Annotated in this window: 15 protein-coding genes; 3 read left to right on the top strand and 12 right to left on the bottom strand. The window is 50.0% G+C overall.

Annotation, left to right across the window (positions count from 1 at the left end; genetic code table 11):
* Nucleotides 1–216: 216 nt before the first annotated feature.
* The 4 genes from pdeM to MKO97_RS05150 are packed head-to-tail and all read right to left on the bottom strand — an operon-like array spanning nt 217 to nt 5979.
* Entirely contained in the window at nt 217–864 is a 648-nt protein-coding gene (gene pdeM, locus MKO97_RS05165; protein WP_241105000.1) for a ligase-associated DNA damage response endonuclease PdeM, read from the bottom strand.
* On the bottom strand, nt 861–3326 hold the full coding sequence (locus tag MKO97_RS05160) for a ligase-associated DNA damage response DEXH box helicase (RefSeq protein WP_241104999.1): 2466 nt from the start codon (nt 3324–3326) through the stop codon (nt 861–863). The genes pdeM and MKO97_RS05160 overlap by 4 nt, the downstream gene beginning before the upstream one ends.
* Entirely contained in the window at nt 3323–4921 is a 1599-nt protein-coding gene (locus tag MKO97_RS05155) for an ATP-dependent DNA ligase (RefSeq protein WP_241104998.1), read from the bottom strand. Before MKO97_RS05155 ends, MKO97_RS05160 begins: the two co-directional genes overlap by 4 nt.
* Complete coding sequence (locus MKO97_RS05150; RefSeq protein WP_241104997.1) at nt 4918–5979, bottom strand: ligase-associated DNA damage response exonuclease; 1062 nt, start codon at nt 5977–5979, stop codon at nt 4918–4920. Before MKO97_RS05150 ends, MKO97_RS05155 begins: the two co-directional genes overlap by 4 nt.
* 368 nt (nt 5980–6347) lie before the next feature.
* Here MKO97_RS05150 and pruA point away from each other — a divergent pair, with 368 nt between their 5' ends.
* Both pruA and MKO97_RS05140 read left to right on the top strand, forming a co-directional pair.
* Nucleotides 6348–7973 carry an L-glutamate gamma-semialdehyde dehydrogenase gene (pruA, locus tag MKO97_RS05145; protein WP_241104996.1) on the top strand — a complete coding sequence of 542 codons (1626 nt, stop codon included), beginning with the start codon at nt 6348–6350 and terminating at the stop codon, nt 7971–7973.
* 79 nt (nt 7974–8052) lie between these two features.
* Nucleotides 8053–9066, top strand: coding sequence for a T9SS type A sorting domain-containing protein (locus MKO97_RS05140; RefSeq protein WP_241104995.1), 1014 nt, complete (start codon nt 8053–8055; stop codon nt 9064–9066).
* A gap of 139 nt (nt 9067–9205) precedes the next feature.
* Here MKO97_RS05140 and MKO97_RS05135 read toward each other — a convergent pair whose 3' ends face one another.
* From MKO97_RS05135 to MKO97_RS05110, 7 genes are all read right to left on the bottom strand, one after another.
* Entirely contained in the window at nt 9206–9406 is a 201-nt protein-coding gene (locus MKO97_RS05135; protein ID WP_241104994.1) for a hypothetical protein, read from the bottom strand.
* A 365-nt stretch (nt 9407–9771) separates the two neighbouring features.
* Nucleotides 9772–10554: a hypothetical protein gene (locus MKO97_RS05130; RefSeq protein WP_241104993.1), complete on the bottom strand. Its 783-nt coding sequence runs from the start codon at nt 10552–10554 to the stop codon at nt 9772–9774.
* A 510-nt stretch (nt 10555–11064) separates the two neighbouring features.
* The gene (locus tag MKO97_RS05125; RefSeq protein ID WP_241104992.1) at nt 11065–11469 is read right to left on the bottom strand and encodes a hypothetical protein; all 405 of its coding nucleotides are present in this window, start codon (nt 11467–11469) and stop codon (nt 11065–11067) included.
* Nucleotides 11470–11495: 26 nt separating this feature from the next.
* Nucleotides 11496–11921 (bottom strand): RDD family protein, encoded by a 426-nt coding sequence (locus MKO97_RS15120; RefSeq protein WP_371820434.1) that lies wholly within the window; start codon nt 11919–11921, stop codon nt 11496–11498.
* Nucleotides 11922–11928: 7 nt separating this feature from the next.
* Nucleotides 11929–12408 (bottom strand): hypothetical protein, encoded by a 480-nt coding sequence (locus tag MKO97_RS05120; RefSeq protein WP_241104991.1) that lies wholly within the window; start codon nt 12406–12408, stop codon nt 11929–11931.
* Nucleotides 12409–12993: 585 nt separating this feature from the next.
* On the bottom strand, nt 12994–13269 hold the full coding sequence (locus MKO97_RS05115) for a hypothetical protein (RefSeq protein ID WP_241104990.1): 276 nt from the start codon (nt 13267–13269) through the stop codon (nt 12994–12996).
* A 183-nt stretch (nt 13270–13452) separates the two neighbouring features.
* The gene (locus MKO97_RS05110) at nt 13453–13668 is read right to left on the bottom strand and encodes a hypothetical protein (RefSeq protein WP_241104989.1); all 216 of its coding nucleotides are present in this window, start codon (nt 13666–13668) and stop codon (nt 13453–13455) included.
* Nucleotides 13669–13775: 107 nt separating this feature from the next.
* Between MKO97_RS05110 and MKO97_RS05105 the strand changes: the two genes are divergently transcribed.
* Nucleotides 13776–14129, top strand: a complete 354-nt coding sequence (locus MKO97_RS05105; protein WP_241104988.1) for a helix-turn-helix transcriptional regulator — start codon at nt 13776–13778, stop codon at nt 14127–14129.
* 65 nt (nt 14130–14194) lie between these two features.
* On the opposite strand, the gene MKO97_RS05100 is transcribed toward MKO97_RS05105, so the two are convergent.
* Nucleotides 14195–16654, bottom strand: coding sequence for a TonB-dependent receptor family protein (locus MKO97_RS05100; protein ID WP_241104987.1), 2460 nt, complete (start codon nt 16652–16654; stop codon nt 14195–14197).
* Nucleotides 16655–16822: the final 168 nt, after the last annotated feature.

The following is a 16822-nucleotide window of genomic DNA, read 5'->3' as shown; positions in this document are numbered from 1 at the left end:
CAAAAAGGCTACCACCTCAATCCCTCACGCGGTTGGCTTCACGCTTGAAATGCTGTTGTTATAGGATGTCAATGGTAAAATTTAACAAAATAGGTGGTTTTCCCGTAAAGGCGAATCCGGTTTTTTTGTGACCTTTAGACCTCAAAGGTTTTGAAAACCTTTGAGGTCTAAGCCCCGGGGGTTTCGCTTGCGCACCAAACGGCTCATATCATCGCGTTAGGATCCCGAAGCTGCCCCAAACACCTGCAACACCGCTTCCTTCGTCACCACCCAAACCGCGTCGCCTTCTTCGGGTTCGAGGGTGTATTTACCGGTGAACTCACCAAAGGCCGGAAGGATCAATTGTTGGCCTCTTCTGAAATAACAGGCCAACCGCAACGACGTGCGGCCCGTACTTCGCAATACGATCCCGGGGTGGATGTGTCCGGCAAAATTAAAGTAGCCGTCGCGATTGGTCGGATGATGGGTAAACAAAAAACCCTCGTACACCAATTCCTCGCAAACCACTACGCCCAACTCATCGTAATGCCGTCTGGCAATCACGTCGTGATTTCCTTCCACCAACACTACCCGCGCGTCAACACCCGAGATCCAGTCTTCGAAAAGCTGCCATTCGCGGTTCTTCCGGCTGTGGAAAAGATCGCCAAGGAACAGGATCGTCTCCGGTTGAAAATGGTCGACCACTTTGGCCAGTTTACGGAAATTCGCCTCCGCCGAAACGGGCGGAATGGCCACGCCGTGTTGGCGAAAGTGGCTCACCTTTCCGATATGCACATCCGAAATCAGCAACATCCGGCGCTCCCGCCACAGCATCGCCCCCGAACAGTGGAGTTCGAAATGGTGCCCGTCAATTACAATCGTCATGCGTTCGCTCCTTTCATATACTGTGCCGTCATCTTCCGGATGCGCTCTTCGAGTGTTTCCGACGACAGTTTTTCCCGCAGTCGGTCGGTGATGATCGGAAAACTGAACGGCGTCGGTTTGGTGCACCGCCGCCAGACGATTTCCTGTCCACCGATACGCTCCAACGCTTCGATGAGACGTCCTTCCTGCAACTGGTGTTCAAACGTTTCGCGAAACGACTGTTGGAACAGGAGGTTGTCGGGTTCGTAATCCCGGAAGACCTCAAACAGCAGGGCCGAACTTGCCTGCAGTTGTTTCGTCTTAATTACCTTACCCGGATAACCCGTGAAAATGAGTCCGGCGATAACGGCGATATCCCGAAACTTCCGCCGTGCCATTTCCGTGGCGTTCAGGCTGCGCTGCAGGTCGGCATGCACGTGCGAGGTGCTAAACAGGTTATTGTCGAGCACGCTTTGCAGGTCGATTTCCTGATCCGACAACAGTTCGAATCCGTAATCATTGTAGGCCAGTGAAAATGTAATGGGTGTCAGCAGGCTGATCCGGAAGGCCAGCAGGCTCGCCATGGCCTCGTGCACGAACCGTCCTTCGAACGGATAGAACAAAGCATGGTACCCTTCCCGCGTTTTGAAGGTTTCGATCAGAAACTGGTTCGCATCGGGCACAATCGATTCTTTTTGTTGTCGTTGGAAGATCGGCGCCATCGCTTTCAATTCCGGCGTCAGGTGTCCGGTGTTCACCGTATGCATCTCTTGCCGCAGCATCTCACTCATCTGGGCCGAAAACGAAAGCCGTCCGCCCAGCCAGCTCGCCAGTCGACCCGATTTTTTGCCTTCCGCTTTGCGCACCAATACCTGCATGTTCTTGATCTTGAAAAGCTCGAGGCTCTTACCGGCAAAGGTAAACACATCGCCCGGCTTCAACTTCGAGACAAACCATTCCTCGATGGTGCCGATATAGCCACCACCCAGCCATTTTACCTGCATCACGGCATCGCCCACAATGGTGCCGATTGACATACGATGGTGCATGGCAATGGCGCGACTGTTGATCTTGAAGCGCCCGTCTTCCAGTATCTCGACTTTCTTATATTCGTCGTAGGCTTGCAAACTCTGGCTGCCCTGGGTAATGAAATTCAGCATCCATTGCCAGTCGGCATCACTCATGGACTGAAAGCAAAAGGTCGAACGCACTTCCTCCCGAATCTCATCCGGAATAAAACCATCCGACACGGCCAGGGTATTGAGGTATTGCACCAACACATCCCAACTGTCGAGATAGGGGATGCGGTCTTCCACCACAGTGCGTGCCACGGCTTTTCGCAAGGCGGAGGCTTCTACGAGTTCCATCGCATAGGTAGAAAGGAAATAGATGACGCTCTCTTTGCCCGGCTGGTGGCCGCTGCGGCCCGCCCGTTGCATGAACCGCGCGACGCCTTTGGGGCCACCGACCTGCACCACCGATTCGACGGGCGCGAAATCGACCCCCAAATCCAGACTCGACGTGCAGACCACCACTTTCAGTTCTTCCCTTCGGATCGCGTCTTCCACCCAAAGCCGGGTTTCACGGTCGATACTGCCGTGGTGCATGGCCATCTCGCCGGCGAACTCCGGATATTTCTCCAACAGCCGCTGGAACCACAGTTCGCAGGCCGATCGCACGTTGGTGAATACCAGGGTTGTTTTACTCGCTTTGATGATTTTGGCTACCTCATCGATTAGGTGGATCCCCATATGGCCTCGCCAGGGATAGGTATCCATTTTCTCGGGAATGATCGACACTACTTTGATTTTTTTGTCGATGTCGGCGCGGATGAGGACAGAGTTTTCCAATGCTTCCGACTGCATCCCCAGCAACACGTCGCGGGCCTGTTGCAGGTTCCCGATGGTTGCCGAGATACCCCAGATCCGCATTTTCGGGGCGATGGTTTTCAGTCGTGACAACGCAAGCTCCATCTGCACGCCGCGTTTGGTGCCGAGCAGTTCGTGCCATTCGTCTACGATGATGGCGCTGCAATGTTCGAATAAAGCCGGATAGCCCTTGGTCGCTAACAACAGTTGCAGGCTTTCGGGTGTCGTCACCAACAAATCGGGCATCTTATTGCGTTGTTTCGAGCGCTCCGAAGTGCTGGTATCGCCGGTGCGAATGCCAACCGTCATCTCTGGCGCCAGGTCGGCTACCACGCGTTCGGCCGCCTGTTTGATTTCGACCGACAAAGCCCGAAGCGGCGTGATCCAAATGGCCTTCAAACCGGAAGTCGGACGTTTTCCTTCCCGGCGTTTTAAATAATCCAACACCACCGGAATCCAGAGGGCATAAGTCTTACCGCTGCCGGTTGGGGCGTTCAATAAGCCATTTTTTCCCTGAAGGAAGGCCGTCCAGGTTTGCTTCTGGAACGGAAAGGCTTTCCACCCCTGCGCCTGGAACCACCGTTCGGCTGTTTCGAATTGGTCGCTCCGGTTCATGGGATCAGGTTTTTAAGGTCTTCGATCGAGTTGGCGTCTTCGATCTTTTTGTCGTGCCGCCAGCGTAAAATACGCGGAAACCGTGTGGCGACGCCGCTTTTATGCCGTTTCGACAGCGCCACGCCTTCGAATCCGATCTCGAAAACCAGTTCCGGCGTTACGCTGCGCACGGGCCCGAAACGCTCAAGGGTATTTTTCTTGATCCAGTCGTCAACCTTACGGAACTCGGCGTCGGTGAGTCCGGAATAGGCTTTTGCGAACGTGACCAGTTCCCGTCCGTTTTCCGTTTCCTGCCATAACGCAAACGTATAATCGGTAAAAAGGTTCGACCGGCGCCCGTGTCCGCGCATCGCATACGTCAGTACGGCGTCAATCGTCAACGGTTCTATTTTCCACTTCCACCAATCGCCTTTCTTACGACCCACCTGGTACGGCGAAGCGTTTCGTTTCAGCATCAAACCTTCGGAATGGAGTTCCCGGGCCCGTTCGCGCTCCTTTGTCACGTCGTCCCAAGTAGAAAACGATTGGCGTTCCGATAATTGAAGGGGAAGCGACGGTGAGGCAATGTCGGCGTAGAGACGTTCGAGCAACTGCCGCCGTTCTTCATACGTACGCTCCCGGACGTCCTGTCCTTCCCACTCGAGGATGTCGTAAGCGCGGATAATGACCGGTGTTGCCTTTAGTAAAGCCGGCGTGACGGTCTTACGCCCGATGCGGGTTTGTAAGTCGTTGAACGAGCCGATTTCTCCATTAGGAAAAGGCAGGATCTCGCCATCGATGACCGTGCCGTCGGGAATCGCATCAAGGAAGGCATTGAACTCGGGGTATTTGTCGGTGACGAGTTCTTCACCGCGACTCCAAACGTAGAGTTTACCGTCACGGCGGATGGTTTGCGACCTGATGCCGTCCCATTTGTGTTCGACACTCCAGTCGGAAGCCCGACCAAGGTCTTCGATTACCCCTTCGATGGGATAGGCAAGATAGAACGGATACGGTTTTGAGAGATAGTCCTGGCTTTGTTCATCGCGCACCAATTGCTGGAATGTTGTCCGCGCCGGATCCCAGTCGCCCATGAGCTTATAGGCCAACAGGTCTTCGTCGACATTTTCTGCTTTCGACAGGGCCCGCGTCATCAGTTTTTGGCTCACGCCAATGCGGAAACTTCCGGTGATGAGTTTGGTAAAGACAAACCGCTCGTAATAGGCCAATCCTTTCCAGTTTGACTGCAGGTATGCTTTTTTGTCGTCATCGGACTTGCTTCGAAGCGCAATGATTTCGAGTAAGAATTCGGTGAGGCTCTTGTCGGACGGCTCGTTCGAAGGTGGAACCACCAGCGCGATGGTCTCGGCCAAATCGCCTACGATGTGGTAGCTTTCCTCGAAGAGCCACAGCGGAATACCGGCCAGTTCGTTGGCCCACATGCGCAACAGGGTCGTGTTGACCGGACGGGGCGGCCGCCGATGCGACAGTAGGGCGATGGTCCAGACCTTATCTTCGTCGGAGGCATGGCGAAAATAGTCGGTTAGCGCGTCCACCTTCGCCGATGTCTTATTCGAACTGTCTAAGGTGCGTATGAGTTCGGCAAAATTCTTCATGCCGTCGATTCGGTTGGTGCGGCCGGTTCGGTATCGACGGCCTCGTTGTCGCGCGCCTCAAGTTCCCCTGATTCGCCTTCGTATTGGGTGTGGGCGGTGCGGGCATCGTAGCCCAACTCGCGTAGGTAGCGCGAGAAAATGTCGGAATAGCCGTGAGTGGCGATGACCTTTTCGCAGCCCGTCGCTTTGATGGAATCCAGAAGGGAATACCAATCGCAATGGTCACTCATGACGAATCCTTTGTCGATGGCGCGGCGGCGGCGGGCACCCCGGAAGGCCATCCAACCGGAAGCGGTGCCAGTGACGAAAGGGGCCATTTTCCGGATCCAGGTGCTGCCATGCGCCGAGGGCGGTGCGATGACAATGTTCCCGAGTAGTTCTTCCTTTTTGGTGAGCTGCGTGATGCGGGTGGTTTCGGGCAGCCAGGCGATGCGACGGATGACTTCGTTCATATTCTCTACCGCGCCATGGGTATAGATTTTCCCGATCGAGGTGTCGAGGTGGCGGATGAGGCGTTGTGCTTTCCCGAGGGTATAGCCAAACAAAACCGACGTACGTCCTTCCGCCTGGTTCTCGGCCCACCAACTGTTGATATCCTGGAACACCTGTGCCTGCGGCACCCAGTTAAAAGCGGGCAGTCCGAAGGTGCATTCCGTAATGAAGGTATGACATTTAACGGGCTCGTAGGGCACGGCCAGTCCGTCGTCTTCGGTTTTATAATCGCCGGTGAATACCCATACTTCCCCTTTGTATTCGACCCGCACCTGCGATGATCCGACGATATGCCCTGCGGGATGTAGTGAAAACGTCACGCCGTTGATCGTAAAGGTTTCGTTCCACGCTTTTCCGGTCACGCAGATGTCCCCGAGTCGGTGGCGGATAATGGGCACGTTGTCATGGTGGGTGATATAGGATTGATGCCCCCAACGGGCGTGGTCGGAATGGCCATGGGTGATGATGGCCTTGTCAACCGGGCGCCACGGATCGAGGTATACGCCGGCCTGGGCGCAGTAAATGCCTTTGTCGTCGAATGCAAGAAGAGGGGGCTTTGGAACCATGTAGCTTAAAAATACGACGATTTGCGTTAAGCACTGGAAAGGGCGATTATTTTAACAATTGTTACGGTTTTTCCGTACCTCTTTTTCCGGCCAGAAGGCTACCTTCGAGACCTCAAAGGTTTTAAAAACCTTTGAGGTCTCGGCACTTTGACAGTTGCAGTCGCGGGTTACGCCGGATTCCCTTTCGGGTTCCCGTTAAAGAACGCCAAACCACACCCCACACGACACCCAAACGCAGCGCCTTGCTTGTCCTTTCTCCACAATGCTACTTTCACTGCGACTGCGACTGGGACTGTGACTGCGACTGCGACTGCGACTGAATTCGTATCTTTGCGGTACTTTTTTTGACAATCCTTAAAAAATATACTATGCCAAAAGGTTTTTTCCAGGTTCCGAAAGCGGTGAACGAACCTGTCAAATCGTATGCGCCGGGCAGTCCGGAGCGGGAGGCTGTGCTGGCGGCCTACAAAAAACTGTGGAATGAGACCATCGACGTGCCGTTGCACATCGGGACAGAACGGATCTATACCGGCAATACCCGGGATATTCGTCCGCCGCACGACCACCGGCATGTAGTGGGGAAATACCACCTGGCAGAAAAAGCACATGTAGAGCAGGCCATCGCATCGGCGCTTGAAGCCCGGGAAGCGTGGGCTTCCCTTCAATGGGAGCAACGCGCGGCTATCTTTTTGAAAGCAGCCGAACTGATTGCCGGCCCGTATCGCGCCCGCATCAACGCGGCGACGATGATCGGACAGTCGAAGACGATCCACCAGGCGGAAATAGACGCGGCATGTGAGTTGATTGACTTCCTACGTTATAACGTGGAGTTCATGACGCAGATTTATAACGACCAGCCGAAGTCGGATTCCTCGACTTGGGACCGTGTCGAATACCGCCCACTCGAAGGGTTTGTATACGCTATTACACCATTCAATTTCACGGCAATCGCGGCCAACCTGCCGTCATGCGTCGCGATGATGGGTAATGTGGTCGTGTGGAAACCCAGCGACAGCCAGGTATTTTCGGCTAAGATCATCCTGGATGTATTCAAGGAAGCCGGTGTTCCGGATGGCGTTATCAACGTCGTATTCGGTGACCCGGTCATGATTTCGGATACACTGTTGGCGAGTCCGGATTTCGCGGGCATCCACTACACCGGTTCAACTTTCGTCTTCAAGGAACTGTGGAAGAAAGTCGGGGAAAACATCCATACCTATAAAACCTATCCGCGTATTGTGGGCGAAACCGGAGGCAAAGACTTCGTATTAGCCCACCCGAGTGCCAACGTGCGCCAGGTGGTGACGGGCATCACACGGGGTGGTTTTGAGTTCCAGGGACAGAAATGTTCAGCGGCCTCACGGGCTTACATCCCGCAAAGTATGTGGCCGGCTGTGAAAGAGCAACTGATCGCCGATGTCAAATCGATGAAGCAGGGATCGCCTGAGGATATGTCGAATTTCGTGACGGCCGTGATTCATGAAGCGTCATTTGATAAGTTGGCCAAATATATTGACCAGGCGAAACAGGATGCGGATGCCGAAATCATCGTGGGTGGCGGCTACGATAAATCCAAAGGATGGTTCATCGAGCCTACGGTTATTGTAACAACGAACCCGAAATATACGACCATGGAAACCGAGTTGTTCGGACCGGTGGTGACGATTTACGTATACGAAGACGCCAAGTGGGCCGAAACCCTGAAACTGGTTGACGGTACGTCGGAATATGCCCTGACCGGCGCCGTCTTCAGCCAGGACCGCTATGCAATCGCGGAAGCGACTACGGCATTGGTGAATTCAGCAGGTAACTTTTACATTAACGACAAACCTACCGGGGCTGTCGTGGGTATGCAGCCGTTTGGCGGCGCACGGGCTTCGGGCACAAACGACAAGGCCGGTTCGATGCAGAACCTGTTACGTTGGGTGTCGCCACGAACTATTAAAGAAACGTTTGTGACGCCAGAAGACTACCGGTATCCGTTCTTAGGATAATTTTTACAACATCCAAATAATGAGTCCGTTACGAGGTAACGGGCTTTTTTATTGCCTATATTTGATGAAACTTCCGCCTATGAAACGATTACTACTTCTGCTATTTATCGCCTCTTCGTCTTTCGCCCAACCGCCGATTACAATGCTGAACGGCGGGAACAGTATGTTGGAATGGTGGGACGGTTACAACTTTCGGAATTACCATATAATCAACCCAACGGGACTTGACGAAGGGCCGGCCGGTTTCGATAAAGTCTGGAATTTCACGTCGATCGAAATTCCGGAACTCGCGACGCACTATTATAACCGCAGCGCCACCAGCAACGAATCCGCCGATTATCCGGGCGTGGAAATGGTCACTACCGGTATGAACATGGCGTCGACGGTGGTCACAAGCACGGTCTATACGTCGGAAGAGGGACGCTATACGCTGGCAAACATTACACCTGCCATTTCCCTAGTATATAGTGACACGCCTGAAGTCGGTGCTTTCCCTAAAGCCTATGGCGATCTGACGGTCGACACGACAGCGGGAAGTTATGTGTACGGTGCTTACGCTGGCACCTTTTCAGGTACGATGATTACCGAATACGATGCCTATGGCACAATGACCAACAATTTTCCGACGTATGACGCGGTGGTGGTCGGGCGCCTAAAATCCGTCGAAACGCTACAGGTGACCTACCCCGGCTTCGGCAACGTCGGCACCTACGTGCAAACGACCTATCGCTACTATCGGGAAGAAGACAGATGGCCGCTATTCAAGTCGACCCGAACGCAAATCAACATCGCCTTACTGGGTATCAACCAGGATACGACCGTCTATGAGGCGGCAGAAGCGGCGTTTTTGTCGGCACCGTCGGTCATGGGCCCCTCACCCATTAGCGTGAGCCCGAATCCGGTGGTGAACGAACTGCAAATACATAGTGCCGTTTCGGTTACATCCATCGTGGTGGTCGACGCTACAGGAAGGGAAGTGATGCGCACAACAGGGCGGTCATCCGTTGACATGACGACGTTGCCCACGGGTATGTATGTAGTGACCATACAGACAGGCGACCATTCTGTGGTACGGAAGGTCTTGAAAAAATAAGAAAAACCCGGCAAAATGGACTGCCGGGTTCACGAATTTCTCCTCCCTTAAGCACTTTGCCGAGACCAGACTGGGGATTAAGGGATGGCGACAGCGTGAATAAGGCTCCCCTCAAGAATAGCGATTTCCATAAGTTGATTTACTTTTCTTTTTCCCCACGCAACAAACCGATGTACTTAATCGTAACGTAAATCAAAAAGAAAAAACCCAAGTCATCAGAAACGTCGCGCAGTGAATCAATCCTATTGTCAAAGCCCAACGCCAATATGTAATAGGCTACTTTTATTAGCACCAAACCGATACCAACCGCGGCGATTATATAACTCTCTTTTTGTTTCATGCTTCTCAAGTTTTTCTTCGAAGGACGTCCGAGTTTGCACTAAACACCGCTCAGCACGCCTATCTTATATCGGTATTTAATGGAAAATACTAATTTGCCAAAAGAGACACCTTTATTGATACAGTCGAAAGTTAGGTTATACAATAGAGATACAACGGTTTGTAGAAACAGGCCGTCGCGTATGTTCGCATCTAAACTTTCAAATCTCACAGTCTTGATATTAGTGCTTCCCATGATGGTCCTTACACTTTTTAAATAACTAAATAGAGTGACGACTCTCGGAGCGAAAATCGACTAAACACACTAAAATTAGGAAGACACACTCTAATTGGAGTCGGACGCCTTCAAGCCTCCGAAAAATAAGATTACTTCTTTTCCTTTTTGCACTTACAAGATTCTGATGTAAGGAATCCCCCCTTCGAACAACACGCATAATAACCTGTTTTACAACTTACGGAACAGCCGTGCGACTGAGATGCTCCCGATACGGTCGTAGAACAAGAGCTAGATCCTTCACCACCACTGTCACAGTCATCGTCGCCAGAAACCGTTATATCCTTTACGAGCGAATGGAGAACCCTCAATGTTGTCGTTCCGGATTCTTTTATACTTTTTAAGTCTTTACCCTGATACGTCTCGGAAGTCCCCCAATTGAACACAAAACCGGCGCCTGATGTATTGACCGAATCGAAATTGCCACTGCCGATATTCTCAAGAAGGGATAAAGAGGTGGCGTCATCGATTCCGATAAAAATACTGTTTTTAGTGACTTGGTTGAAAAGCGTTACGCCATGTGCATAGACGTCAATATCGTAAAGACCGTCTTCCAGACTTTCCTGGAAATCTGCATTCTGGAAAACCACGAAATTCACTCTCCCCCCGTCAACGAAATATGCAGTAAGCTCTTTACCCTCAATGTCATCTTCCGTAATCCTAAACTCTGTTTGACCACGGAACGAATAGATCGCTGCTTCACCTGATTTAGGACTTAAGCGGTAGGACATCGTTTTTGACTCCTGATTTGCCATCTTATCCGACGTAGCGTCGCAAGAAGTAAGGCCAAAAACCGAAACAAGGCAACAAACCAGTAACATGGACTTGCTTTTTGTGATGCGATTCTCGTTGAACTTCAAAAATAATTTTTTCATGTTAAATAAGTTAGTTTAATGCCTACTTTCAGAAATAAGTCGCTGTTTCGGCTTGTCCGACTTTAAAACGCTTTATAAATGGCATAGTCGCGCGGTGCCTTGCCTTTGCGGCGGATGTAGGTCGATTTGTCCACCAGCATGACCTCGTCCGGTTTCGAAAGGACCAACAACAGGATGTGCACTACTTTTAGTCAAATAGCCTCGTTGCTGAATCGCTTGAAATCAGTCACCCGAAACCTTACGGCGGCTGCCCAACCTAATCCAAATCTCTAGGTGGTATCGTCATGCTTTTTCGGTTACGCTTCAGCGCCGTTTTTTATGAGGCGTGCCGAAACGCCATTTGATTTCGGACGACATGGGTTGAGGGTAAAAAACCCGGCATCCTATAATGCCGGGTTCACTTCTACACAGTTACAGTAAGGGGTTTCCTGTGCATTTCTCGAACAATCGGTTTCCGGAGGTTATGCAACGGAATTATGTGATTAGCCAGGTAGATACTGGCCGCATTGTTTATTCCTCCTTGACCGTAATCGTGATATCATCATTGAATTTGTATTCGCCTTTTTTGAATATTTCTTTGTTTGCCAATACAATTTCATAGGTATAAATGCCTTTGGGCAATTCAAAAACGCACTCTTTTCCCTCTTTCTGGACTACCATTTCTTTTTTGACTTCGTCACCGTCCTCGTTCATGCCTGTAATTCTAAAAACGATCTTCTCGGCAAGTTTGTTCTTTACGCACACGCTCTCGATTGTTTTGGAATTTGTGGACTTACTTTCGGACTTCCCGCCACTAAAAAAAGACAGTCCATTGACCAGAATCTCTCCTCCTTTTAGCACTTTGTCTAAATCCGACTGTGCATAAAAGGGCATTGGTAGCACCATGAGTACTACCAATAACACCATAAATTTCATACGTTAGGTTACTTTTTCCCAGACATTCAGTTCTTCTGGTAACGGATAGTTTTCGTCCTGGAAAATCTCTCGTGGATGGTAACGCCCTTATATAAATAAAGGAGCGCCGAAACAGGGAGAAAAATGGTACTGATCATTTTTAAGATCGTTCTCACTATACGTGTAAGCACGGCCGTTTCGTCCCCGCTTTCAATACGTACCACTTTAATGGAAAATACTAATTTGCCAAAAGTGACACCTTTATTGATACAATCGAAAGTTAGATTATACAACAGAAATACAACGATTTGTAGGGATAGGCCGTAGCGTATGTTCGCATCTATACTTTCAAGTCTCCCGGTCGTAATATTTTCATCGATGTCAAAAATCGAGAAAAACAATAACCCAATAAAATTTGAAATGATTACATCAAAAATGAACGCGTAAATCCTTTTAGCTTTACTATTTTCCATAATACATTTACCTCGTTTTTACAATCTCTAAGTTAAAGTAACCCTCCGGGTCGACTGGGTATTTACCGAGCCTGATGGTGACCGTTTCGCCGCTATCGTCTAACCATTGATCGCTTTTTGTAATTTCCAATTCGGTCACCTTACGTATATCAACATCTTTGAAAAAGTCCTTTATGTTTAAGGCATAATTGGTTTTTTGCGGTTGCATATCTTCGATTGCCTTACACATTTTTTCACTTACCGGCATACAACCCGTTGGATACGCTTGATTCGGAGGAAATCCACATGCAATATAAACATCAGCCGACACCCAGGCGATCAAAATATTCAATCCTACATTCACCTTTGTGCATGAAAGCTTCAACGAGGCTTCGTTAGAATTTTCCATTACGACAAGAGGGGTCAAATCTCCTTCCGCTCTGTCTTGTGAATAGCCGTTGAATCCAAAATACAAAATAGCAAGTAAGCTAAAAACTATTTTTCTCATAATTACAAAATATTACGTCATTCCGTATGTGTTGGTTAGAAATGACAGGTTGATAACTGTTTTCCTGATCCTTACTTCTGGAAACCCAGGTAGTTCCCAGAACGCCACAAAATAATCCCAGGAAGTGTGGCATCTTCTTGTGATGGTTGACGTTGTTTACCATGGCAGCAGAACCACCTGTTCGTGCTGGTTCGGTACCCCATCTGCAAGCCGTTGTCCGAAAACGCAGATAAAATCCGTCAGATAGACATCGATGAAACAATGTCCGCTAATCATCGAGGTGGTAAGCCTCTTCCTTTACCATTCTTTTGATTTCGTGCAATTTTATAGGTACGTAGCACGTCGCTCGGGACAGCCTGCCCGACCAATGATTGCGCCGCTTCCGCGGGAAGCACTACAACCTAAAAACACAGCTTTTTCGTTGCGACGTCCAATGAAACGCTCATCATACATAAAGCCCCTCCCACCTATCGTTTTGCGATTGGTTGCAAGACATAACTATCCGATCTCCGACGTTCCGGTATCAGATTACCGTGCATGGAGAGTATCAGATAGGCGTCGATTTTCCACTGTGTAACGACGCGACTAAAGATCATCGTCCCGCTTTTTTAGATCGCCCCACATGATGTGGTCATGCGGGTTCGGCGACACCACGCCATAGGTATCGCGCACATCTTCCCGCAACACGGGCTCTGGAAACGTATCATCCGCTTGTCCCGCCTGTTCGTCCGAAGAATGGCCGATGGCGGAACGGGTATTTTTTGGGGTTATACCACCGGATGTATGCGCTTCTTTTAAACAGGAAGCAAGGACCACTAGTCCGAAACACGCAAGGACACAAAAGGAAAACTGAGTTCTCATACTGATACAATAGCTATATGGCATTAATAATGATTGAAAAAGGCCGTTCCGTAACCTTTATTTATGAGGTTCCGGAGGCATGAAGTGGGCATGAAGACCCCACCCGATCTCTAAGACCGGGCTACACTGCAGGCAGTGCTAAAATGTGTGCGTAATCATGGTATATCGCGGTTTAAAGGTTAGTTACGGAGTATTTCCAAGTCTAGCCCCTTCCTTGCTATCGATATAATCTCTTATTAATTTTTCCCTGCTCTCTATCAACAGCTGCATGGCCTCCATGGCCTTCGCATCGCCGCGAAGAAGCCGCATTTTGGCCGCCTCCGGGTTGATCTCAAGCATGCGTGACAGCGTGGCGTAATCGCCATAACGCATCATTTTTTTCAACTGTTCTAATGTCATAACATCTGAAAAGCACTATCTTGCAGGGGAACGAAACAAATATAAACAACTTTCTAATTTTTGTACGCTTTTTCCAACAAAAAATAGAAAAAAGTTCGCTGCTACCCATGGAAGTGGAAAAGCCTATTGCACGTATTCGGCAAATCATCAAAGACAAAAACCTGTCTGTCAGCGCATTCGAAAAGAAAATCGGCATGTCGAACAACTCCATCCAGGTGGCGTTGAAACGCAATGCCAACGTGAAAGATGAGACCCTCAACCACATTCTGGCGGCCTTTCCCGAAATCTCGGCCGAGTGGCTGCTGACCGGAAAAGGCACTATGATCCGAAATGCCTATCCGCCCGCGCCAGAAACGTCACCTACCGTCGAGGAAGAACGCTACGTCATCCAACTGCAACGCGAATACATCGCCCAGCTTAAAAAAGAGATCGAAGAGCTGAAAAGCCAGTTAGAAAAGTGACGGTGTCTTAAATGGCAAAACCCGGCCAAATGACCGGGTCCTGCACTATCAACCTAAACAATAACTTATAATCCGCCACCGCCACCGTTGGCTTTCTCCACGTTGATGTCGGTGTTCTCTTTTTCCAGTTTCAGGTTACCAAAATTGTAGGTAAGCGATACCCGGAATACCCGGCTGTCCTGCTTCTCGTAGAAGCGGGTGTCAAGGTTCCGCCCGGTGACATACGCATTCACTTCATTTACGTTGAAAATGTCGAAGGCATGGAGGCCGACGCGGAGTTTCTTATCCATAAAATCCTTATTGAACGAAATATCGAGACTCTGGATCGGCTTGTCGATACGGTAAATCTCCCACACCCCTTTCGGTAGGATGAAATAAGACATGTTGTTCGTAATTCCCCATGGCAACAGTATCTGCGATTGGAAGCCGAAGTTGAACGTGCCTCTGTTCGGATACCCCAACGGATACCCTTCCGTAATGGTCTTGTTCCAACCGATATTGGCCATGATGTAATTCATCTTGTCCAATTGCCCCATCCGGTTCTGGAACTCCTGCTTCCCTTTGAAAATATAATCAAGCGGAATCGGGAAGTTCAGGTAAGCACCTATCACCTTCATCTTATCAAACGAAACGAACGTGCGGTTGCTGACCAACTCGCCATCCGCGGCCTCCAGCATGAACTGGTTGTTGTCGGTTGAAACCGAATAGTTCACACCGGCCTGGATATAGTCGAATGCCGAAAAACGAAATTCAAAATTGTCGAAGAATACGGGGCGAAGCGCCAAATTCCCCTCCGACGTGTTGTATTTGTTATACACGTTATTGATGTTCGGGTCAATCGTAAAGTAACCCGGCTGCGCGATCTTACGGGTGTACGATCCAGACACGTTCATTTTGTCGGTCAGTTCATACATCGCGTTGAACGTCGGGAACAGGTTGTTGTTGACAAACTTGATGCGGTCGGCCGCCGTGCTGGCTTCACGCGTCACATCAAAATCTTCGAACCGCAATCCGGCCGTCAGGTTCAGTTTCCCCCATTTCTTGCGGGCCTCGGCATAGAACGCAAGGTTGTTTTCGGTATAATCGAAATCAATCGTATTGGCATACACACCCGAACCAAAGATGGCATCGGTGTCGCTGTCGAAATTGTACTTGCCCAAATCGCTTACCTTCAACACGTTGTATTTACCTCCGGTATTGATCGAGAAATTCCACTTTTCAAACGGAATCGCGAAATCATACTTCAGGTAGTAATTATACATGTCGAAGTCGATGTTGCTGTTGTTATACGACATATCCGCATTCTCATCGGAAATACCCCGCAGTTTGGTGCCGCGACCGAAGTAATTACCGTACGCCGTAACATCCAGCGTGCGCCCGATGGTATCCAGCTTGACTTTATATTGCAGCACCGCTTCGTGTGAGGCTGTCTTGAACTTCGTAGCCGAGTTGTTGCGATAGTCGATGTCGGGTCCGGTGGTCAGGGCGTCGTTGCCTACCTCATCGTTCGATACGTGCACATTGTAATTGAACAACAGGTTCGAACGGTCGTTGATTTTATAGTTGGTGCCACTTCTCCAATACCAGTTCCGCCAATGGAAAAGAGCCAGATTGCGTTGGTCAAGTTGCTTCGCCGGCGTGAAGTAGGTGAAATCCTGGACGGTGCGGTTGAAGTTCTCGCCTTCAATATAGTTATATCCGATCATCGTCTGCCAGCTCAGGTTTTTCTCTTTTCCGTTGAGAAGGATCTGCGGACTCGGCTTTTGGTATTTGTTGAAATTGTAATTGATGTTGAAACTGGCATTGATGCCTTTCATCCGCTTGGTACTGGTCACGATATTGATGATCGAGCCGCTCGCATTGGCATCATAGGCCGCGCCTGGGTTGTAGATAAGTTCGACTTTCTCGATGGCGTTCGCCGGAAGCGAATTCAGGTAATTCTCTAAATCGGTGCCGGTGAGTGAACTCGGCGCCCCGTCAATGTAAATACGTACCCCTTTGCCGTTCAACGAAAGGTTGCCACCCGGTGCTTTCACTACACCCGGAAGTTTCTTGACGGCATCAAGGCTGGTGCCCGAACTCAACAAGCCGTTCTCGCGGACGCTGATGGTGGTCTTATCCGATTCAACCTTCACATACTGCCGTTTGTTACCGTAAATGGTCACCTGGTTGAGTTCGGTGGTCTTCGAAAGAAGCAACACGGTTCCAATGACCAGATTGGCACGGTTGGCATCGGTTACGGTGAAGTCCACAGCTTGTGTCTCAAAGGAAAGACCGCTGAACGTCAACACATACTCGCCGGCTTCCAGTTCAAGATCGAGATTCAGGAGGCAGCCGGTGCCGTTATACACACCGACTTTCACGAGGCCGTTAGGCGTCTTCTTCTCAATAAGAATGTTCCGTTCGGTGGTGTCAGCCGAACACGCGCCGCCGTCAATGGTGGAATGGATTTCAATTTGCGTGGGTGGGTGCGCGGACATACGTCCGGTTAGGCACAGGACAAGTGCCAGTAGAAGTGATTTCATGTGATTGATGATTGATGATGATTGCAACTAAGACTGGACGTTGCGGTTTTTGTTACAGTTTTAACACACAATCACCCCAAAAAAAAATCCGGCGATCAGGCCGGATGTATTTCGTTTCGTTCGTAAGTCCCTTTTTTTAAAGGGATTGTGCCCGATTCTTTTTGCACA

The sequence above is a fragment of the Flavobacterium sp. HJ-32-4 genome, from assembly GCF_022532105.1.
Lineage (GTDB): Bacteria > Bacteroidota > Bacteroidia > Flavobacteriales > Flavobacteriaceae > Flavobacterium.
Note: the sequence above shows the minus strand (reverse complement) of the source record. Positions and strands in the feature narration are given on the sequence as shown.